Annotated in this window: 22 protein-coding genes; 10 read left to right on the top strand and 12 right to left on the bottom strand. The window is 65.1% G+C overall.

What is annotated here, in order from left to right; translation table 11 throughout:
* Positions 1–22: 22 nt before the first annotated feature.
* From AC1RQP_RS04925 to AC1RQP_RS04950, 6 genes are all read left to right on the top strand, one after another.
* Positions 23–961 (top strand): SurA N-terminal domain-containing protein, encoded by a 939-nt coding sequence (locus AC1RQP_RS04925; RefSeq protein WP_239623253.1) that lies wholly within the window; start codon positions 23–25, stop codon positions 959–961.
* On the top strand, positions 961–2,010 hold the full coding sequence (gene pdxA, locus AC1RQP_RS04930) for a 4-hydroxythreonine-4-phosphate dehydrogenase PdxA (RefSeq protein ID WP_492936099.1): 1,050 nt from the start codon (positions 961–963) through the stop codon (positions 2,008–2,010). Before AC1RQP_RS04925 ends, pdxA begins: the two co-directional genes overlap by 1 nt.
* A complete protein-coding gene (gene rsmA, locus AC1RQP_RS04935) occupies positions 2,010–2,867 on the top strand; it encodes a 16S rRNA (adenine(1518)-N(6)/adenine(1519)-N(6))-dimethyltransferase RsmA (protein WP_239623251.1) in 858 nt (285 codons plus the stop codon). Before pdxA ends, rsmA begins: the two co-directional genes overlap by 1 nt.
* A 72-nt stretch (positions 2,868–2,939) precedes the next feature.
* Positions 2,940–3,998, top strand: a complete 1,059-nt coding sequence (locus tag AC1RQP_RS04940; RefSeq protein ID WP_492936100.1) for an alcohol dehydrogenase — start codon at positions 2,940–2,942, stop codon at positions 3,996–3,998.
* A gap of 75 nt (positions 3,999–4,073) precedes the next feature.
* On the top strand, positions 4,074–4,310 hold the full coding sequence (locus tag AC1RQP_RS04945; RefSeq protein WP_492936101.1) for a hypothetical protein: 237 nt from the start codon (positions 4,074–4,076) through the stop codon (positions 4,308–4,310).
* Positions 4,311–4,519: 209 nt separating this feature from the next.
* Positions 4,520–5,239 carry a Crp/Fnr family transcriptional regulator gene (locus tag AC1RQP_RS04950; RefSeq protein ID WP_492936102.1) on the top strand — a complete coding sequence of 240 codons (720 nt, stop codon included), beginning with the start codon at positions 4,520–4,522 and terminating at the stop codon, positions 5,237–5,239.
* Positions 5,240–5,349: 110 nt separating this feature from the next.
* Here AC1RQP_RS04950 and AC1RQP_RS04955 read toward each other — a convergent pair whose 3' ends face one another.
* Positions 5,350–6,087 carry a Crp/Fnr family transcriptional regulator gene (locus AC1RQP_RS04955; protein WP_492936103.1) on the bottom strand — a complete coding sequence of 246 codons (738 nt, stop codon included), beginning with the start codon at positions 6,085–6,087 and terminating at the stop codon, positions 5,350–5,352.
* 157 nt (positions 6,088–6,244) lie between these two features.
* Here AC1RQP_RS04955 and AC1RQP_RS04960 point away from each other — a divergent pair, with 157 nt between their 5' ends.
* Positions 6,245–6,484, top strand: coding sequence for a hypothetical protein (locus tag AC1RQP_RS04960; protein ID WP_492936104.1), 240 nt, complete (start codon positions 6,245–6,247; stop codon positions 6,482–6,484).
* 17 nt (positions 6,485–6,501) lie between these two features.
* Complete coding sequence (locus AC1RQP_RS04965) at positions 6,502–7,203, top strand: Crp/Fnr family transcriptional regulator (protein WP_239623245.1); 702 nt, start codon at positions 6,502–6,504, stop codon at positions 7,201–7,203.
* 20 nt (positions 7,204–7,223) lie between these two features.
* Here AC1RQP_RS04965 and AC1RQP_RS04970 read toward each other — a convergent pair whose 3' ends face one another.
* Entirely contained in the window at positions 7,224–7,544 is a 321-nt protein-coding gene (locus AC1RQP_RS04970; protein ID WP_239623244.1) for a low affinity iron permease family protein, read from the bottom strand.
* A gap of 82 nt (positions 7,545–7,626) precedes the next feature.
* Entirely contained in the window at positions 7,627–8,241 is a 615-nt protein-coding gene (locus AC1RQP_RS04975; protein ID WP_492936105.1) for a cupin, read from the bottom strand.
* 726 nt (positions 8,242–8,967) lie between these two features.
* On the opposite strand from AC1RQP_RS04975, the gene AC1RQP_RS04980 reads away from it, so the two are divergent.
* A complete protein-coding gene (locus AC1RQP_RS04980; RefSeq protein ID WP_492936106.1) occupies positions 8,968–9,846 on the top strand; it encodes a papain-like cysteine protease family protein in 879 nt (292 codons plus the stop codon).
* 180 nt (positions 9,847–10,026) lie between these two features.
* On the opposite strand, the gene AC1RQP_RS04985 is transcribed toward AC1RQP_RS04980, so the two are convergent.
* Positions 10,027–11,010 (bottom strand): ABC transporter substrate-binding protein, encoded by a 984-nt coding sequence (locus AC1RQP_RS04985; protein WP_492936107.1) that lies wholly within the window; start codon positions 11,008–11,010, stop codon positions 10,027–10,029.
* A gap of 664 nt (positions 11,011–11,674) precedes the next feature.
* On the opposite strand from AC1RQP_RS04985, the gene AC1RQP_RS04990 reads away from it, so the two are divergent.
* Entirely contained in the window at positions 11,675–12,883 is a 1,209-nt protein-coding gene (locus tag AC1RQP_RS04990) for a hypothetical protein (protein WP_492936108.1), read from the top strand.
* On the opposite strand, the gene gmk is transcribed toward AC1RQP_RS04990, so the two are convergent.
* The 8 genes from gmk to AC1RQP_RS05030 form a co-directional block, all read right to left on the bottom strand.
* Complete coding sequence (gene gmk / locus AC1RQP_RS04995) at positions 12,816–13,475, bottom strand: guanylate kinase (protein WP_239623238.1); 660 nt, start codon at positions 13,473–13,475, stop codon at positions 12,816–12,818. The genes AC1RQP_RS04990 and gmk overlap by 68 nt on opposite strands.
* Before the next feature lie 3 nt (positions 13,476–13,478).
* Positions 13,479–14,366: a YicC/YloC family endoribonuclease gene (locus AC1RQP_RS05000; RefSeq protein ID WP_492936109.1), complete on the bottom strand. Its 888-nt coding sequence runs from the start codon at positions 14,364–14,366 to the stop codon at positions 13,479–13,481.
* Between the two features lie 113 nt (positions 14,367–14,479).
* On the bottom strand, positions 14,480–15,754 hold the full coding sequence (gene mltG / locus AC1RQP_RS05005; protein WP_239623236.1) for an endolytic transglycosylase MltG: 1,275 nt from the start codon (positions 15,752–15,754) through the stop codon (positions 14,480–14,482).
* A gap of 125 nt (positions 15,755–15,879) precedes the next feature.
* Entirely contained in the window at positions 15,880–17,145 is a 1,266-nt protein-coding gene (gene fabF / locus AC1RQP_RS05010; protein WP_492936110.1) for a beta-ketoacyl-ACP synthase II, read from the bottom strand.
* A 108-nt stretch (positions 17,146–17,253) separates the two neighbouring features.
* Entirely contained in the window at positions 17,254–17,493 is a 240-nt protein-coding gene (locus AC1RQP_RS05015; protein ID WP_008551805.1) for an acyl carrier protein, read from the bottom strand.
* A 315-nt stretch (positions 17,494–17,808) separates the two neighbouring features.
* Positions 17,809–18,546, bottom strand: coding sequence for a 3-oxoacyl-[acyl-carrier-protein] reductase (gene fabG, locus AC1RQP_RS05020; RefSeq protein WP_027574176.1), 738 nt, complete (start codon positions 18,544–18,546; stop codon positions 17,809–17,811).
* A gap of 102 nt (positions 18,547–18,648) precedes the next feature.
* Positions 18,649–19,608, bottom strand: a complete 960-nt coding sequence (gene fabD, locus AC1RQP_RS05025; RefSeq protein WP_492936111.1) for an ACP S-malonyltransferase — start codon at positions 19,606–19,608, stop codon at positions 18,649–18,651.
* 173 nt (positions 19,609–19,781) lie between these two features.
* Positions 19,782–20,807, bottom strand: coding sequence for a fatty acid desaturase family protein (locus AC1RQP_RS05030; RefSeq protein ID WP_492936112.1), 1,026 nt, complete (start codon positions 20,805–20,807; stop codon positions 19,782–19,784).

Genomic DNA, 20,807 nt, shown 5'->3' on the forward strand with positions numbered 1-20,807 from the left:
CGGTTGACATGCGAGCGACATCATGACGACCCCATTTCCTGTCTTCCGCCTCCTTCTCGCCCTCGGTGCTGGCCTGGTGCTGCTGACTGCCCTGCCCTCGCCGTCGCGCGCGCAGAACATCGTCGTCATGGTCAACGGCGATCCGATCACCGATTTCGACATCGAGCAGCGCTCCAAGCTGGACCAGCTGACGACGCAGAAGACCCCGAGCCGGCAGGAGGTCATCAACGAGCTGATCGACGACAGGGTGAAGCTCAAGGAGGGCAGGAAGTACGGTGTCGACCCCGGCGTGTCCGACATCAACCAGTCCTATGAAGGCATGGCGCAGCGCATGCGCATCACGCCGGATCAGCTGACCAAGTCCCTCGAATCCAAGGGCGTCCGACCCGAGACGCTGAAGGGCCGCATGAAGGCCGAGATGGTCTGGACCAGCCTGGTGCGCGGCCGCTACAAGGAGCGCCTCCAGGTCGGCGAGCGCGACGTCGCGCAGGCCGTGCAGGCCCAGACCGGCGAGAAGCTCCAGGTCGAGGGCACCGAATACAAGATGCAGCCGATCGTGCTGATCGTGCCCCGCGGCTCGTCCCCTGCGTTCCTGGAAACGCGGAAGAAAGAAGCCGAGACCTATCGCGCGCGCGTCGGCAGCTGCGAGGAAGCCAATTCGCTGTTCCGCTCGACGCCGAACGCCACCATCCGCGACGCCGTCACCAAGACCACCGCGGAGCTGCCCGAACCGCTGCGCAAGGTGCTCGACGACACCCCGATCGGCCACCTGACCGCGCCCGAGGTGACCAAGGCGGGCATCGAGATGGTCGTGCTGTGCTCGCGCAAGCCGACCATGATCGACACGCCGAAGAAGCGCGAGGTCCGCGAGAAGATGTACCAGGAGAAGTACGAGAAGACCCAGAAGGCCTATCTCGATGAGCTCCGCAAGGCCGCGATGATCGAATATCGCAACCGCTGATGGCCAAGTCCCTCCTAGAGCCTTCCGCCAAGTCCGCAGCCAAGTCCGCAGCCAAGCCCCTTGCCCTGACCCTGGGAGAGCCCGCCGGCATCGGCCCCGACATCACGATCGCGGCCTGGCTCAGGCGCCGTGAGCTGAACCTGCCCGCCTTCTACCTGCTCGGCGACGAGGCGCTGATTGCGCGGCGCGCCAAGGCGCTCGGCGCCGATATCAGGATCGCCGCGGTGAGCCCCAGTGAGGCCGCTTCCGCCTTCACTGATGCCCTGCCCGTGGTCGCGACCGGCGAGCGCGCGACGGCCGAGCCCGGCAAGCCCGACGCATCCAGCGCGCCGGCCGCGCTCGCCTCGATCCGTCAGGCGGTCATTGACGTGCGCGCAGGTCGTGCCGGCGCCGTCGTCACCAACCCGATCGCCAAGAGCGTGCTCTACCGCGCCGGCTTCCGCCATCCCGGCCACACCGAGTTCCTCGCCGAGCTTGCCGCGGAAAACGGCCGCGTGCCGCAGCCGGTGATGATGCTGTGGTCGCCACAGCTCGCCGTGGTGCCCGTGACCATCCACGTCTCGATGCGCGATGCGCTGGCCCAGCTCACCAGCACCCTGATCGTCTCGACCGTCCGCATCGTCGCCACCGAACTGAAATCCCGCTTCGGCATCGCAAAGCCGCGCATCGCGGTCTCCGGCCTCAATCCGCATGCCGGCGAAGACGGATCGCTCGGCCACGAGGAACAGACCGTCATCGCCCCGGCGCTGAAAGTGCTGCGCAACGAGGGCATCGAAGCCAGGGGCCCGCTGCCCGCCGACACCATGTTCCACGAGGCGGCGCGACAGACCTATGACTGTGCGGTCTGCATGTATCACGACCAGGCGCTGATCCCGATCAAGACGGTCGCCTTCGACGATGCCGTCAACGTCACCCTCGGCCTGCCCTTCATCCGCACCTCGCCCGATCACGGCACTGCCTTCGACATCGCCGGCACGGCCAAGGCCAATCCGGCGAGCCTGATCGCGGCGCTCAAGCTTGCGCGCCGCATGGCCGCTTCCATCAGCTGATGGGCGCGATCGACGACCTCCCGCCGCTGCGCGAGGTCATTCGCCAGCACGCGCTGTCGGCCAGGAAATCGCTCGGCCAGAACTTCCTGCTCGACCTCAATCTGACCGCGCGCATCGCGCGCGCGGCCGCGCCCCTGGACGAGGCGACCATCGTCGAGATCGGCCCCGGCCCGGGTGGGCTGACGCGGGCGCTCCTCGCGCTCGGCGCCCGGCGCGTCATCGCCATCGAGCATGACGAGCGCGCGATTCCCGCCCTGCAGGATATTTCGGCGCGCTATCCCGGCCGGCTCGAGATCGTGCATGGCGACGCCATGACGTTCGATCCGCGCCCGCTGCTCTCAGGCGAACGCGCCAAAATCGTCGCCAACCTGCCCTACAACATCGCGACCCAGCTTCTCATCAACTGGCTCACCATCGAGCCCTGGCCGCCCTGGTACGAGATGATGGTCCTGATGTTCCAGCGCGAGGTCGGCGAGCGCATCGTGGCGCGCGAGGACGAGGAGGCCTATGGCCGGCTCGGCGTGCTCGCCAACTGGCGCTGCGAGACCAAGATCCTGTTCGACATTGCGCCGTCCGCCTTCGTGCCGCCGCCGAAGGTCACCTCCTCCGTCGTGCGCCTGGTGCCGCGCCCGGAGCCTTTGCCCTGCGATCGCAGGCTGCTCGAGCAGGTCGCCGCCGCAGCCTTCGGCCAGCGTCGCAAGATGCTGCGGCAAAGCCTGAAGTCGCTCGGCGTCGATCCCGCGCGGCTTGCGAGCGCAGCCGGCGTCGATGCGACGCGGCGCGCCGAGACCATTCCGATTCCGGGCTTTGTTGCCATGGCGCGCGAATTGGCCGATATACGCAGCGAAGCGGCATGATCCGGAAACGCGTGAAGCGGTTTTCCGAAACAGGTCATGCTCGAACAACGAGCTAATTTCGGAGGAAGGAATATGGCGTTGATGCGTCGGCAATCCCTGGTCAAGTTCGATGCGCCGCTGTGCGAGACCATCGTGGACACGCCCAAGCCGCAAGGCCGCGAGGTGCTGGTGCGCATCGAGCGCTGCGGCCTCTGCCATTCCGACCTGCACATCCAGGACGGCTATGCCGATCTCGGCGGCGGCAAGAAGCTCGACACCACGCGCGGCATGGCGCTGCCCTTCACGCTCGGCCACGAGATCGCCGGCGTCGTCGACGAAGTCGGCCCGGACGTCGCCGCCAGCCTCGTCGGCGCCAAGAAAGCCGTCTTCCCGTGGATCGGCTGCGGCCAGTGCCGCGATTGTCAGAACGGCGACGAGAACCTCTGCGTCAAGCAGCGCTTCCTCGGCGTCTCGATCGACGGCGGCTTCGCCACCCACGTGCTGGTGCCCGACGCGAAATATCTGCTCGACTACGATCCCCTTCCCGTCAACCAGGCCGCGACCTTGATGTGCTCCGGCGTCACCGCCTACGGCGCGCTCAAGCGCCTGGTCGACCGTCCGCGCCAGCGCAACCTGCTGCTGATCGGCCTCGGCGGCGTCGGCATGATGGGCCTGTCGTTCGCGCAGGCGATGTTCAAGCAGCCGATCACGGTCGCCGACCTCTCGCCGGCCGCGCGCGAGACCGCGCTCAAGAACGGCGCGGCCTTTGCCTATGACCCGGCCGAGCCTGACGTCATCAAACGGATCCTCAAGGAGACCGAGGGCGGCTTCGACGAGATCGTGGATTTCGCCGGCAACGAGAAGTCGATGGCGTTCGCGGTGGCGGTCGCCGCGCGCGGCGGCAAGATCGTGGTCTCCGGCCTGATGGGCGGCCAGTTCACGCTGCCCATGGTGCAATGGGTCTACAAGCGCATGACCATCGAGGGCTTCATGGTGGGCACGCTCGCCGAAGCCCACGAGCTGATGGCGCTGGCGCGCGCCGGCAAGATCAAGCCGACGCCGATGCGCGAGGAGCCGATGGGCGACGTCCAGAAATGGATCGACGAATTGCGTGCCGGCAAGGTCGTCGGCCGCATCGTGCTGAAGAACTGACTCACTCGGCGGCGGGCCTGACCGAAGTCTCGCCCGCCGCACGGAACGCCTTCGGCCCGGCCGCGTTGGCTGCGCATGTCCATTCGCTGCACCGTCGAAAGCGCGTTCTTCATCGCCTGGAGCTGCCTGGAGACGAGCGGTGAGCTCGGTCCGCCGGACGAGAGCGCGAACTTCCTGCTCGACGCCATCGAGGCGCAACTCAGGACCGGGGAGCGCCGGCAGTTGATGCTGGCGAACAAGGCGATCGATGCCTACCGCGCGCACGCCTCGCTAAGCCGATCTTCGCGGGACTGCGAAGCGCACTTCAGATGAAGGATCATCGCCTCCCGCGCCGACCGGGCGGCGTTCGGGCGGGATCGAGGACGGTGGGTCCGTCGGGCAAGGCCGAAAATCCCGGAAGCTGAAGGCGTCCTTTTTCAGCGTCTGAACATCCGTTGTGTGCACTTTGGAACCGTCGGTTCCGTCGCGGAAAAGTAGGTTTCCCGCTGGCGCCGATTCCCGGCCCGCCAAGAGAACACATTGTGACCGGTCGGCCCCAGAACGATCTGCTCCGGCAGCTCAATCACCAGGACTTCGAACTGCTCGCGCCTCACCTCCAGCCGGTCGAACTCGAGGCGAGCCACATCCTGCATCACGCCGGCGACGACGTCGCAGTGGTTCATTTCCCCTGCGGTCCCGCGCTCGTGTCCTTCGCGGTGCCGGTCGAGGACGATCGCGAGGTCGAAAGCCTGCTGGTGGGACGTGAGGGTGCGGTGGGCATTGCCCCCGGCCGCACGCCTTCGCTCGCCTATTCGCGCATCATCGTGAAGCTCGGCGGCACCCTGGTCCGGCTGCCGCTGCGCGCGCTCGAGCAGGCGCAGCAGAGGTCGGCCACGCTCCAGGAGGTCTTCTTGCGCTATGCCGACTGCCAGTTCGCGCAGCTGCTGCAGACCGCGGCCTGCAACGCTGCGCATTCGATCGAGCAGCGCGCCGCCAAGTGGATCATCTCCGCGCAGGAACATATCGGCGGAGCGGAGATCCCTCTCACCCACGAGCAGCTCGCCGGCATGCTGGGCGTCTCGCGCAGCTATGCCAGCCGTGTCATCCAGATGTTCAAGGCGAGGCGCATCCTCGCGACCCGCCGCGGCGCCATCCTGATCCTCGACGCATCGGCACTCGAAGCAAGAGCCTGCTGTTGCAACAACTGGGTGAACAAGTATTTCGACGAGGTGCGGGGCGCAGCGGCAGGCGCCGAGGGCTAAAGCATGATCCGGAAAAGTGCGCAGCGGTTTTCCGAAAAGATCAGCTTGAACAACAACCTAAAACGCGATGACGATTCATCCTGATCGCATCGCGCTTTAGTGCCTCCGTCTCACGCAAGCGGCGGCGCCTGCCGCTTGAGGTGCAGATAGACCGGACTGAAATCTCCGAGCCGCTGCAGCTCGCGCCATTTCAGCACGATCAGCTCCCCCTCGCGCAGATCCATGACGCCGCTTCGCCTGAGGTCGGCGAGCGTCCGGTTCACCGTCGCGATCGCCATGCCCAGCGTCTCGCCGAGCTGGGCCAGGCTGATCGGCACGCGGCAGCGATTGCCGCGGACCAGCTGCGCCGCGCGGGCGCGGTAGAACAGCTCGCAAAACAGGTGTGCCATGCGCGCCTGCATCGGCCGGGCGCTGTTGTTGGTGATGGCCTCGCGAAAGATCGCGGCGTCGAGCAGCGTCTCGCGCCAGACGGCCAGCGCAAAGGTTGGCCGCCGCCGGAAGGCGATGAACAATTCGCGATGCGGGATGAAGGCGGCTGTGGCCGCCCCCAGCGCGCTCAATCCGTGGTCCATCTGGTCGATGAACAGCCCCTGCGCATCCGGAAGGTCGCCGGTGAGATGGAACGCCAGGTACTGCCGCCGCCCGCTCCCGAGCAGGTGGTAGCGCGCGACCATGCCGGAGACGACCAGCACCGAATGTTCGGGTTCGTCGCCCTGACGGATGAAATCCTCGTTGGGCTCCAAATCGCGCAGCGTGAAGGTGAGCGCCCGGATTTCCGCGATGTCCTCCGCTTCCAGCGCGGTATGCTCGGAAAGGTTCCGGATCAGTACGTCGTGGGATTTTTCCATGGGCCGCCAAAAATCGCGCCGGTTCTATCAAATGATACGTCCGGCTTGCATTCAGCGGATTAGAACGCGAGTCGAGAGCACAGGTTGCTGACCGGTTTGCCACCGTACCAAGTCGCATCCAACCCGTCCCCCTCGACCGCGAACGAGCCGTCCCTTCATGAGCCCTACGACCATCCTGGAGCGCATCCGCAGGCTATTCACGTCAGATACGAGCGAGCACCTCGACAGCATCCGCGATGCTTTCGTCGCGGGCACGCTGAAAGAGCCGGTCCGGCCAATGTCCGATCAGGAACTCGCTCGCGCCATCCGCGAGTTCCGCTCCGCGCCGGTCTCCGACGGGACCCTCGCAAAACTCTCGCAGCGCTTCGTCGCGGCGTCGGTGCCGCGAGACGTCTGAAGCAGCACGCGAGGCTCATGCCGCATCCGAAGTTCATCGCGCGTCTCCAGGCGATCGAAGGCCTGTCCGAGGACGAACGCCGGCAGATCGCAGGCTTGCCGTCCACGCTGCGCCAGGTCGCGGACGGCGAGATCGTGCTGCGCCAGGGTGAGACCGCTTCGCGCTGCGTGTTCGTCGTCAGCGGCTTCCTCTACCAGGCCCGCATCGTCGGCGATCGCAGCCAGATCCTCGCCTTCCACGTTCCCGGCGACATGCCGTGCCTGCACACGCTGCTGGTCTCGCCGCTGGATGCGGACCTCGTCGGGCTCGGCCCGACCATCGTCGGCACCGTCGCGCACAGCCATCTGCGCCAGCTTCTCGACGGCTCGATCCACCTGACCCGCGCCTTCTGGCGCGAGACGCTGATCGACGCGGCGATCTCGCGGCAATGGATCGCGCGCCTCGGCGCGCAGGCAGCGCTGCCCAAGGTCGCGCATCTCATCTGTGAACTTGCCGCAAGGCTGGAGCTCGTCGGCCTTGTCAGGGACGGCAGCTTCCAGATGCCGATGACGCAGCGGCACGTTGCGGACGCCTGTGGGCTCTCGATCGTCCACGTCAATCGTACCATCCAGGAGCTGAGGCATCGCGGGCTGATTGCATGGGAGGGCAGCGAGATCGATCTGCTCCAGCCCGACGAACTGCGCAAGCTTGCGGATTTCAGGCCTGATTATCTGCGCTGAGCGCGGCGCGGCACGAGGCGCTAGCTCGTGCGTCGGATCTCCTCCCGCCGGGACTCGACCTCCTCGGCGTCTTCGTCGTCGACCTTCATGACGTGGTCGCGGCCGGCCACCTTGAGCAGCTCGTCCAGCTTGGCGTGGATCGCCTGGGTGTCGCGGTGCTCGGCGCGCTGGATCACCAGCGTCATGCCCCATGTCGCCAGCGTCGCGAACGAGTGCCATTCGAGTCCGTTGCCCAGCGTGATCCAGGCGATGCCATAGACCACGTAAACGGCGAACGCGGCCGGGCGCGAGGTGGCGACGCCGATCTCGGTGAGCCAGCCCTTTGACTTCGGAAGAGACATGTGCGGCAACTCGCGTAGGCCGCCGGCGTTCCCGCAGACGCTGAAGATGCGCTGGCCAAGTCGCCCCTCTAAGGTCGCCCCTCTAGGATCGCGACGAATGCGACCGCCAGTGTCTGAGCAGCGGACCGCCGGCCCCCAGCACAGGATCCGTCTTCGGCTTGCGGACCTTGGCGATGCGCTTGATCGCGTCAGTCCGCTCCCGCGTGTCGGTGCACTCGTCGTACGTGCCGTCCTGCGGATAGGCTCCGACGACCAGAAAGTCCCGGCCGGACTCGATCAGCCGGTGGCCCGTGCCCGCGGGCAGGACCAGAACGTCACCGGCTTTCACATTGAGGATGCGACCCTTGATGCCGCCGCACTCGATTCTCGCCGTGCCGCGCGCCACGCCCATCACTTCATGGATCTGCGAATGGTAATGGACGAAATCGTACACGGTGTCGCGCCACGACCGGGCCCAGCCGTTCGTGGCGAACAGCGTGTCGATGATGACCTCCGGCGGAAAACGCCGGCCCTTCAGCTTCACCGTCCCGCGATAAAGCAGCAGCGGAAGTTTCGGATTGTTCGGCACGATGCCATCGTCGCGAAAATGGATGGCAGTCGGCTTCCGCGCCCGCACCAGCGCCCGCAGCGTCGCCGCGTCGGGATGCTCCTCCACGAGCTTCCTGGCAAAATTCTTGATCTGATCCTTGACCGGCATGCTTGCTCCTTAGCCGCGATTCAACGACGGCAGAGGCGAGAAGTTTCGAGGTGGAACGGGCTTCATCGGGAGCATGGACTCATTCCCCTCCCACGGGGCTGAGCTCCTGGGCGTGCCAGTTTCGCTTGTGCGAGCGCGACGTCGTAAGATGCGTCACGCCCATTTGGAGCAGCCGGCAAGAGCACAGGCAAACACCGGAAGAAGTCTGCTCCCCAGGTCACAAACCGACTTTCAACTCAGCACGGCGATGTCAGCTATGGGGCCAATGGCTGCCGCTTCTGGCCTCACTTCCGCGGAGGGATGTGGCCTAATTCATAGTCTGATAAGCTCTCTGCATGGGAACGTTGATAGCCGAAAACCAGACCGTGAAATATCAGTAGGCGAGCGATGTCGCCTTCGATGGCATTTACTTGGAAGTTCTCTCGGACAATGGAGATGAGCTCTTTGTTGTTGGCGTGCCCGACGACGGGCCAGTGACCATCAACACGTTCGGCAAGGACGTTGCGGCATCTCTGATCGAGGCAGCAATTCAGGTTGCCCGAACAAGATAGGCCGTCCTCGCCCACATCACTGTTCGCCAGCCGAACTTGCCTAAGACACGACGGTTCCAGCGCGGAGACGCCACGCCGCCCCTTAACAGGTCACCGGAAGCTATCCGCCTGTGCCGGGTGGCATCTCTGAGTTGAACGAGTAGTATTGAGCATTGCGAAAACAGGAGGGCCGATCATGCCGTTGGACCGCCCCGTGCCGTTTTTCTCCCAAAACGCCGGCCCAAGCGGGCCCCAGATCGATGATCCCACAGGTTGCTGGTACGCATCCGCACGAATGATAAGCGTGTACTATGGGGGCCCCTATTCCTCACGCAAGGGTGTACCGGAGCTCGACAACCCGGACGGCACTCACAAGGGGCTGCCGATGGCGGGGAAGGAGTTAAGCATCTTCCTCAAAAATGAAAAATTGCTGCCTGTCACGACGCGGATGACCACGCCGGACGATTTCGGCGCGGTACTGACCAATAGCGGGCCGATCATGGTCAATTGGTGGGCCCCAAGTCGCGGCCTTCACGTGTCGGTCATCATCGGAATCCTGGAGAAGGACGTCGTCTACCATGATCCCGCCGTTGGCCCCAATCAGTCGATGTTGGTGACAATGTTGAATCTTCGGCGCACGGGTCCAATGGGCCGCGTAGACCCGATGTATGTGCGCAACCCAAAAACCATAGGAAGGCGGCTGGAATCAAATCCAAGAGAACTCGTTCTCGCATCGGACGGAGTGGTCAAGAAATACCCGCTGCCGTGGCCGACGGGCTGGTGGCGCGTGTGGGACGGCGGCACATGGTACTACTACCTCGGCGACAATGGGGCCGCGATGTCAAGCAAGACGCCGCCGTCCAATACCGAGCCGCCCGCCAAGACAAAGGTACACAACACCGGCACTTGGGTTCGCACCTCGCCGAGGACGCTCGTGGTCACCTGGAAGCAGGTCGCCGGCGCGCCGAAGAAGTGCGAGGAAACGTTCTGGAACGCGGTTGACGAGTGCGAGCGGATGGACGCGACCTCGAACCTTTACTCCCCGCTGGTGGCGACGCGGTTTCGGGCCAAGTGAAATCGGCCGGCCCATGGCGACGCCCAAAAGCTTCGTTGGGCGAATTGCGCCAACGTCCGCCTTAGGGTCAAGATACGAAGAACTCAATCTGAGCAAATCTAGTCCGCCGTGCCTCAGTGAGCGGAATTCGTGGAGGGGATTCGCCAGTTCGCTGACGGCCAGAACCGGACTCCCGAGGCGTCACTCGATGACCTGGTCGGCCGTGGCCAGTAACGAATGCGAAACGGTGAGACCGAGTGCTTTCGCGGTCTTCAGATTGATGACCAGCTTGAGACGAGTGGGCTGCTCTATGGGCAGATCGCCGGGCTTTGCGCCTTTCAGGATCCTGTCGACATAGCCGACCGCCCGCCGGAAATGATCGGGAAAATCCGGTCCATAGGATAGCAGCAGGCCGTAAGGGACCTGTTCAGCGTTTGACGCAATTGTCGGCACCTTGTGCGCCATGGCCGAGGCGCCCACCTGCACCCGTTCATTGTACATCGGCGGCCCAACAGCAAATGCGCCATCAAAGCCCTCGCGTGCAATGGCCGAAAAGGTCGGGTCAATTTCATCCGCCGTCGTCACTTCGAATACTTTTGTCAGGCATCCCGCAGCTCTCCCCGCTGTTTCGTTAGCGATGGCGGTGGGCTTGGAAGACGGCTCGCGCGGATCGAGCACGAGGGCCAGGCGGGTCAATTTCGGAACGATTTCCTTGAACAGCGCGAGCCGCTTGCCGGAGAGGTCGACGGTCATCAGTGAAAGTCCGGTCACGTTGCCACCAGGACGCGCGAGGCTCTCGACGAGCCCCCGACCGACCGGATCCGGGTCCCCGACAAGCACGATGGGGATAGTGCTGGTCGCTCGTTTGGCCTCCCTGGCGCCAAGTCCCGTCACAGCGACGATCACATCGACTTTGCCTTCCGCAAGTTCCTGCGCCATTGTGCGAAATCGTTCAGGTTGCTCGGCAGGAAAGCGGTGCTCCAGTTCGATATTCCTGCCGTCGAAGTAGCCAAGCTCCTGAAATGCCTTGATCAGGACGACCAGATATTCCTCTTCCTGCTTGGCGTCGGCGGCATGCCAGAGAACGCCGACGCGCGGGTTCGGTTTGCGTCGCTGCGCGCGCGAGGTTAGTGGCCATGCTGCAGCAGCGCTTCCGAGAAGCGTGATGAATTCGCGGCGTTTCATTCGATCACCTCGCCACATTCTGGCTGAGCTGCGGACCGCATTGGAGCACGATCCAGACGACGTGAAACACAGGTTGCTACGAGCTGTCGCTAATGCTTCGCCATGAACGCAAGCACCGCTTGATCATAGGCGTTGGCGGCACCGGCGAAAGGTATTGCTAGACGACATTTCTGCCTCTGCGCAATTGCGGTTCGCTACGTCGGATCTCGTCTCGGAGATGGCCTCAACAGCCGCGCTCGTCTTCCCGGCGAGGCGGTGGCGGCTTTGACGGCGCCTGGGTGGTGACCAGCGTCGGCTGCGGTGGCACCACGTCCGGTGCGGTCGTCGTCTCCTCGGGCAAGGTCATCGGCCAGGGGGTCAGCGGTACCGTCAGCCCGAGCGGCGCCGTCAGGACAGTCGGTCAAGGCGATGGCGTGACCTTCACGGGCTCCGGCCGTCTCGGCGGCGGCAGCGGGTCCGGGACGTGGCGTCGCTCCGACGGCTGCGGCGGAACCTGGACTTCAGCCAAGCAGTAAGGCCGAAAAGGCTGACATCGCGGCGGAACGATCGCGCCACAGGCCCGATTCAAGCCACATCCTCTCCGGATTTGCGGCTCATTGCCACCCAACTCTTTGACGAGAAAGGGCTGGTTGAGAGTTGCGTCATGCGTAACCGGGAGACCAGGATGGGCAACCGAACCGCAAAATTCGTATCTGCGCTAGTTGGTAGCATCATTGCCGGCGCACCGCTGGCTGCCGTGTCGCAGAACGCGCCGGCCCCATCGAGCGCTGCCAGCACGGCTTCCGACTGCCTCGCAGCGCCAAAGGGCGCCGCGCCGCAGGGACAGCACTGGTACTACCGCCTCGAACGCACGACCAAGCGGCAATGCTGGTACCTGCGTGCCGCCGGCGACAAGGACAGCGCGAAAACCGCACAAACCGCGCAGGCTCCGAGCGATACCCCGCAGGCGGATGCGCCGGCGCCGCAGCAATACGCTGTGCAGGACGCGCGCGCCGAATATCCGACGCCGCGGAGCAGCGCCGCCCCGAAGACGCCGAACGCCCCCGCGCAAGCCGCCGCCGCAAGACCGGTCCAACCAGCCGCGGAGCAGACCGCCGACGGCAACGCGCAGCAACCCGCCGCCGCGCCCTGGCCCGATGTCTCCACCGCGTCCGCTCCGCCGGCACCAACCGCCGTCGCAGCACCCACGCAGCCGGGCGCAAAGCCGTCGAAATCCCCGTCGCCAGTGGCGCTCGCTGCGGCAGACAGCACGACCGACAAGCCGACCGGCTCGCTCCAGACGCTGCTGCTCGTGATCGGCGGCGCGCTGGCGCTTGCCGGAATCCTCGGCAGCGTCATCTACCGCTTCGCCGGCGCGCGCGTCCGCCTCCAATCCGCCGACCGTCAAAGACATTGGGGCGATCGGGAGATGCAGGACGAGGACGGAAGCCGTGCGCCCTGGCTCGCTTCAACGCCGGCCGGCGCCCAGCCGCCTCACCCCATCGACTTCGATGCGGTACGTCCGCAGCCGAAACAACGAGGGACAAAACTTGCCGCGATCGGCCGCGAGATCGAGCTGATCGACGCGCGCAGGCAAAGGGCCGCCGCCCCGGCCGCAGAACCTGTCGAGGTCAAGAGCGACAAGGTCGAGATGAAGGTGGTCGGCAAGCAAATCGAGACCGTGGCAGCTCCCCAGCTCACCGCCAACGAGATCGGCGAGGATCGCGATCACGCACCGGCAGGTCGAGACGACGATGCCGTCGATGTCGACGTCATCACGACGATGCTGGAACAGCTGGCGAAGGAAGGGCCGCGCCTGTCGCGGCCTAACCTTGAAGCTGACCTTGCAAACTTCGCACGAAGCCTGCGAGGCCGATCCGCCGCTCGCGCTTGAGGCGCTCGGCCTTCAGGATCGACTGCACCTCGGCGAAGGCCTCGTCGATGTCGTGGTTGATCACGATGTAGTCGTACTCGGCCCAGTGGCTCATCTCGTGACTTGCGCGGCTCATGCGCTTGCGGATCACCTCGTCGGAATCCTGTGCGCGCGAATGCAGGCGCTTCTCGAGATCGCTGGCCGAGGGCGGCAGGATGAAGACGCTGACGACGTCGGCGCGCGCCTTCTCGCGCAGCTGCTGCGTACCTTGCCAGTCGATGTCGAACAGCACGTCCTGCCCGGCCGACAGCGCCGCTTCGACCGGCGCGCGCGGCGTGCCGTAGCTGTTGTCGAACACGGTCGCCCATTCCAGCAGCTCGTCGCCCTTCACCATGGCGTCGAACCTGGCCTTGTCGACGAACAGATAGTCGCGCCCGTCGACCTCGCCGGGGCGCTTGGCGCGCGTGGTGGCGGAGACCGACATCCTGAGGCCCGGCATCCGCTCGATCAGGAGCCGGGACAGTGTCGTCTTGCCCGCGCCCGAGGGCGAGGACAGCACGAACATCAATCCGCGCCGCTCGACACCGTCAGTTCCGTGACCGCCCGTCGTCATCGATCACTCCAGATTCTGGACCTGCTCGCGGAACTGCTCGACCACGTTCTTCATGGCCAGCCCCGTGTTGGTCAGCTCGATGTCGTTCGACTTCGAGCAGCAGGTGTTGACCTCGCGGTGAAACTCCTGCGCGAGGAAATCGAGCTTGCGTCCGATCGGGCCGCCCTTGCCGATCAATTCGCGCGCCTGCGCGATGTGGGAAGCGATGCGGTCGAGCTCCTCGCGGATGTCGGCCTTGGTGGCGATCAGGATCGCCTCCTGCATCAGGCGGTCGGAATCGAACCGGTCCGAGGTGTCGAGCAGGGTTGCGATCTGCTCGGCGAGCCTGGCCTTGATTGCCTCAGGCTTGCGGCCCGGCGCAGCTTCGGCCTTTCTCGCAAGCTGCTCGATCTCGTCGACACGCTGGGTCAGGATCTGGCCAAGCGAAATCCCCTCGCGCTTGCGCATCTCGACGAGGTCGGCGAGCGCCCTGTTGAAGGCTTCGGCCGCGGCGACACGCGCGGCCTTGTCCTCCTCCTCGTCGCCCTCGGGCTCGGCGATCTCGACCACGCCCTTGATGGCGAGCAGGCCGTCGATGCTCGGCGCCACCGCGTCGACCTTGCCGGAGATCAGCGCGGCGGCCTTGAGGACCGCATTGAGCACGTCCTCGTTGATGCGGACCGTGGCGGCCGCATTGGTGCGCTTGACGTTGAGATTGGCGTAGACCGTCCCGCGCGACAGAAGCTCGCCGGCGTGTTTCTTGGCATGGGCCTCCAGCTCCTCGAAGCCCTGCGGCAGCCGCACCCTGAGGTCAAACCCCTTGGCGTTGACCGACTTCAATTCCCATTCGAACGTGTAAGGCCCGCTCGCGCCGTGGCTTCGGGCAAAGCCGGTCATGGACGACAGGGCCATCGGTTCAGATTCTCCAGGAACACGGGATTCGCGAGGCTATCAAGCCACGCGAATCTTAAGACTATTTTGCCGGAAAGTGGAATCCGCAATGTCCGCAGGCAAGGTCCGCAAGTCTAGCGCTGGACCACCGGCGGCGAGGACTGCACCGCGCCCTGCCGGGCCGGCGCGGGATTGGCGGGGCGAGTGGCCGGCGGCTTCTTCTGCTGGTTCGGCCGCGCCGGCGTGGTCGCGGTCGGCGTATCGGCGGCCGCCGGAGCGCTACCTGCCGGCGGCTGCGCCTCCTCGGCCGGCTCGACCGTGTCGTTCTGGATCTGCTTTTCCATCGCGCGGAGCTTCGCGACGTTCTTCTGATGCGCGTCGTAGGTCTCTGTGAAGGCATGCCCGCCGGTGCCGTCCGCGACGAAATAGAGGTCGCGGGTGCGGGCTGGATTGGCGGCGGCCTCGAGCGAGGCCCGACCCGGATTGGAGATCGGGCCCGGCGGCAGGCCCTCGATCACATAGGTGTTGTAGGGCGAGGGCTGCGTGATCTCGCTGCGCTTGATCGGCCGGCCCAGCGTGCCCTTGCCGCCGACGAGGCCGTAGATGATCGTCGGATCGGACTGCAGCTTGATCCTCTGCTTCAATCGGTTGACGAACACCGCGGCGACCCGGCTGCGCTCGTCGGGCTTGCCGGTTTCCTTTTCGACGATGGACGCCAGCGTGACCAGCTGCTCCGGCGTCTTGACCGGAATGTCCGGATTGCGGCGCTCCCAGATCTCGGCGAGCACGCGCTTGTGCGCCTGCTGCATGCGCTGGACCACCTGCTCGCGCGGTGTGCCGCGCGGGAACTTGTAGGTCTCCGGCAACAGCGTGCCTTCGCGCGGCAGCTCGCGCACGCTGCCGGTGAAGATGTCGTTGTCGGAGAGCCGCGCCACGATCTGCTCGGAGGTAAGACCTTCCGGAATCGTGACGGCATGCTGCACCACCTTGCCCTCGACGATGGTGGCGATGACGTCGCGCAGCGACGCGTTCTTCTGGAACGAATACTCACCCGGCTTGAGGTCCGAACTCGCCTTCAACGCGGCGACGCTGGCGATGAACACCCAGGGATTGATGTCGGTCACCCCTTCCCTGTTCAGCGTCTCGGCGATGTCACGCTTGCCCGCGCGCTGCGGGATGTTGACGATCTTGTCCTCCGTAAGCGGCCCGGGTGCTTCCAGCAACTGCCGGCCATAATAATAGACGCCGCCGGCGCCGAGCATGGTGATCAGCAGAAGGGTGATGATGGCGTTGCCGACGATCACGAGCGGATTGCGCGCGCGGTCCGACCGCTTGGGCGGCGGCGGGAGCTGCTCGGGCTCGAGCGCTGCCCGCGGACTCCGCGGTGAAATGGGCGGCCTTTCACTCATCGAGACAACCTGAATCCTGCCGGTTCAATCGCGGCCGACAATCGCTTGCCCTGCCAAAATGCACGCGCCCACGTCCATGACTATCGCCGAATGCGGCAAAACGGTGGTTTCGTCTCAAACGCAAACTAACTGGCCAAGCGGCGGAAGATCACCGACGCATTGGTACCGCCAAAACCAAAAGAGTTCGATAACGCGACGTTGACCTCACGCTCCTTCGACTTGTGCGGCACGAGATCAATCGCAGTCTCGACAGAGGGATTGTCGAGGTTAATCGTTGGCGGCACGACGTTATCGCGAATCGCGAGAATCGCGAAGATCGCTTCGATCGCACCGGCCGCGCCGAGGAGATGGCCGGTCGACGACTTGGTCGAGGACATCGCAACCTTGGAAGCGGCATTGCCGAGCAGACGCTCGACCGCGCCGAGCTCGATCTCGTCGCCGAGCGGCGTCGAGGTGCCGTGCGCGTTGATGTAGTCGAGATCGGACGGCGTGAGGCCGGCGCGCTTCAGCGCCGCCAACATGCTGCGGAAGCCGCCATCGCCGTCGGGCGACGGCGAGGTGATGTGATAGGCGTCGCCCGAGAGGCCATAGCCGATCACCTCGGCGTAGATCCTGGCGCCGCGGCGCCTGGCGTGATCGAGCTCTTCCAGCACGAGGACGCCGGCGCCCTCGCCCATCACGAAACCATCGCGGTCCTTGTCGTAGGGACGCGAGGCCTTCTCGGGCGTCTCGTTGAAACCGGTCGAGAGCGCGCGCGCGGCGTTGAAGCCGGCAATGCCGATGCGGCTGATCGGCGACTCGGCGCCGCCTGCGACCATCACATCGGCATCGCCGAGTGCGATCAGGCGGGCAGCATCGCCGACCGCATGTGCGCCGGTCGAGCAGGCCGTGACCACGGCATGGTTCGGTCCCTTCAGCCCGTGCGCGATCGAGACGTAGCCGGAGGCGAGATTGATCAGGCGGCCCGGAATGAAGAACGGCGACACCCGGCGCGGTCCGCGCTCCTTCAGGAGGATAGCGGTTTCGGCAATGCCGTTGAGACCGCCGATGCCGGACCCGATCATGGTGCCCGTCGCGCACTTGTCCTCTTCAGTCGCGGGATGCCAGTTGGCGTCGTCGAGCGCCTGGCCGGCCGCCGCCATGCCGAAGATGATGAAATCGTCGACCTTGCGCTGGTCCTTCGGCTCCATCCACTTGTCGGGATTGAAGGTGCCGTTGGTGCCGTCGCCGCGCACGACGGTGCATGCGTATTTTGTCTGAAGATCGGAGACGTCGAAGCTCTCGATCGGGCGCGCGCCGCTTTCGCCGTTGAGGATGCGTTTCCAGGTCGGTTCGACGCCGCAGCCGAGCGGCGACACCATGCCGAGACCAGTGACGACAACCCGCCTCATATCCGAAAACTCCGCATCGAAAGACTCACGGCCAATAACAAGAAACCGGCTGACCGCTGCGAAGCGGCCCGTCCGGTTTCAATGTTGTCCCCGCGAAAATAGAAGAGCTTAGCTCTTCGCGTTCTTCTCGAGAAACTTCGTGGCGTCGCCGACGGTGAGAATCGTTTCCGCAGCGTCGTCCGGAATCTCGCAACCGAATTCCTCCTCGAACGCCATCACCAGCTCGACGGTATCCAGACTGTCGGCGCCGAGGTCGTCGATGAAGCTCGCGTTGTCGACAACCTTCTCGGGCTCAACACCAAGGTGTTCGACCACGATCTTCTTAACCCGCTCGCCAATGTCACTCATTGCTTAACCTCGTGTTGTTCCCTGTAGACCCGACCCCCCGGGACGATACGAGCCGTCGTGGTCGTTTGACTGCCTTCGCTTACGAACTTGATTTGGCCCATCCTAACCGATGCAGGCCGGCGAACGACGGCCAAAGGCTCCGCATCGCCAATATACAGGGTTTCAAAAACCTGCAATGGCGTTCTTTGCCCATCCGTTGAAGGTCCGGTTATCATACTTCAATTGCCTTGACTACAAGCCTCATTTCGCTCCGGAAACGGCCGTTTGCCGCATCCGGCATCCAGCACCGCCTTGACGGCAGTGCGGCACGAGGCGTCAGATCATGGCCATGCCGCCGTTGACGTGGATGGTCTGCCCGGTGACATAGGATGCTTCGTTCGAACTCAGGTAGACCGCGGCTGCCGCAATGTCTTCGGGCGTCCCCAGGCGGGCGGCCGGAACCTTGGTTAGAATCGTTTCACGCTGCTTGTCGTTGAGCGCATCCGTCATCGGCGTCTTGATGAAGCCGGGCGCGATGCAGTTCGCGGTGACGCCACGCTTGGCGTATTCGGCACCCAGCGTCTTGATCATGCCGATCAGGCCTGCCTTCGACGCAGTATAATTGCCCTGCCCTGGATTGCCGGTGACACCGACCACCGAGGTGATGGCGATGATGCGGCCGAAGCGCTTGCGCATCATCAGCTTGGTCGCGGCGCGCGCCAGGCGGAAGGTCGCGGTCAGATTGACATTGATGACCTCGTCCCAGTCCTCGTCACGGAGTTGCACGAAGAGGTTGTCGCGCGTGATGCCCGCGTTGGCGACGAGAATGTCGACCTGGCCCATCGCAGCTTCCGCAGCCGGCACCAGCGCCTCGACCTCGTCGGCCTTGGAAAGATTGCAGGGCAGCACATGGGCGCGCTCGCCGAGCTTGCCCGCAAGCTCGTCCAGCACTTCCTTGCGCGTCCCCGATATCGCGACGGTGGCGCCCTGCGCATGCAGCGCCTGCGCAATCGCGCCGCCGATGCCGCCGGTCGCGCCGGTGACGAGCGCCTTTCGGCCAGTCAGATCGAACATCGATAACTCCTCCAAAGCACGACCCGGAAAAATGCGCAGCGGTTCTCCGGAAAGATCGTGCGTCAACTCGATAACTCAAGCGCGACGACCATCCATCGCGCTTCAAGCCTGCTTCGCAGCGGCCAATGCATCCTTGGCGGCGGCAATATCGTTCGGACCGCCGACCGCAACGCCCACGGCACCGTCCGCGATGCGCTTGACGAGACCTGTCAGCACCTTGCCGGCGCCGATCTCGAAGAAGCGGTTGACGCCCTGCCCGGCCATGTAAGCGACCGACTCGCGCCAGCGCACCGTGCCGGTGACCTGCTCGACCAGGCGGCGGCGGATCTCGTCGGGATCGGTGATGGCGCTCGCCAGCACGTTCGACACCAGCGGCGCGGCCGGCGCCTTGATCGTGACCTTGGCCAGCGCGGCCGCCATGGCGTCCGCAGCCGGCTGCATCAGCTTGCAATGGAACGGCGCGGACACCGGCAGCAGCATCGCGCGCTTGGCACCCTTGGCCTTGGCGATCTCGACGGCGCGATCGACCGCGGCCTTGTCGCCCGAGACCACCACCTGGCCGCCGCCATTGTCGTTGGCGGCCTGGCAGACCTGCCCTTGCGCCGCCTCGCCCGCGACCTCCATGGCGGCTTCATAGTCGAGACCGAGCAGCGCAGCCATCGCGCCGACGCCGACCGGGACGGCCTTTTGCATTGCGAGACCGCGCGTGCGAAGCAGACGGGCGGTATCCGAAACCGTCAGGCTGCCGGCCGCGGCCAGCGCCGAATATTCACCAAGCGAATGACCGGCGACGAAGGCCGCATCTCGTCCCACGGAAAAACCGGCCTCGGCCTCTAGCACGCGCAGCGTGGCGACAGACACCGCCATCAGCGCCGGCTGGGCATTCTCGGTGAGCTGAAGGGTTTCGGCCGGGCCCTCCCAGATGGTGGCCGTCAACTTCTCGCCAAGCGCGGCATCGACCTCGTCGAACACGGCGCGCGCCACCGGAAAGGCGTCGGCCAGGGCCTTGCCCATGCCGACGGCCTGGGAACCCTGCCCAGGAAATGTGAATGCAGCCGTCATCGGCGCTCCCTGCTTGTCGGGCATGGTCCCTGCGAGAACCGGCAGCCGATTGCGCACGGCCTTAGGCCATGGTTCCGGATCATGCTCCAAAGGGGGCCGTAGACACCGTCCGGGGCTGCACTGTCAAGCCGAGATGGGGGCTTCGACCAGCATTCAACGTGGAATGCGCCCCCTCAGAACCCGCCGGCGGTCTGGTTGGCATCGACCTCCGCCCCGGCCTGCGCGCGGCGCGCACTGTTGACGAGTTGCCCCGGCCGATCCTCGCGGTTCGGCCTGGCCGTCGCCAGCCGCAGCACCGCCGCGTAATTCGGCTGCACTTCCATGCGGCCGGCATACCGGCTCGCACTGAGGAGGCGATGCACCTTCGGCAGATTGTAGCAGGGCACGTAGAACAAGAGATGATGCTCGAGGTGATAGTTCACGTAGTACGGCGCGATGAACAGGCGCTCGAGGAAATTGGCATGCGTGGTGCGGGTGTTGCGCAGGGGATCGCTGCTATCGGGGACGACGGCGTGCTCTGCGATGTTGCGAATGCGGGTGATGACCATCATCCAGGTCAGGAGCGGCACCAGCCATAGCAGCGGATAGGCCCACCACACGCCGGCCGCAGCGAGCGCCGCAAACATGATCGCGTTGACGATGCATTGCGGGCCAAGCTTCTCCCAGAAATGCGCCGCACGCTGCCGCCACGGCCAGTCCTTTGGCCCAAGCGCGTTGAGCAGTTGCGCCTTGCGCTGCTGGTAGCCGGTCTGGCCGGTGATGTCGCGAATGAACTTGCGGCGATAGCTCAGCCTGGTGATCGGAAACGGCGCCGACAGCACGAGATCGGGATCGTCCTCCTGCTGGGTGCGCGCATGATGCTGCAGGTGATAGCGCCGGTAGCTGCGCGTCTCCGCAAACAGCGGATAGGCGCAGAACCACTGGCTCAGCGCCAGATTGGTCTTCTCGTCGGCGGACAGGCAGCCATGAGCACCGTCATGCATCAGGATCGCAAGGCCGAGCTGGCGCGAGCCGATGATGGCGACGGCCAGGACGTAGGTGATCGGATTGGGCCACCACGCGACCAGGGCGATCGCTCCTGATATCAGCGCCCAGGCGTGCGCGATCAGCGCAACACCTTTCCATGTCACGCGCTGGCGCACGTCGGCCAATTGACGGTCGGTCAGGAAATCGCGGGCACGCATGCGAAGCGCGGTCAT

This window comes from Bradyrhizobium sp. GW821-FHT13H06 (assembly GCF_058803975.1).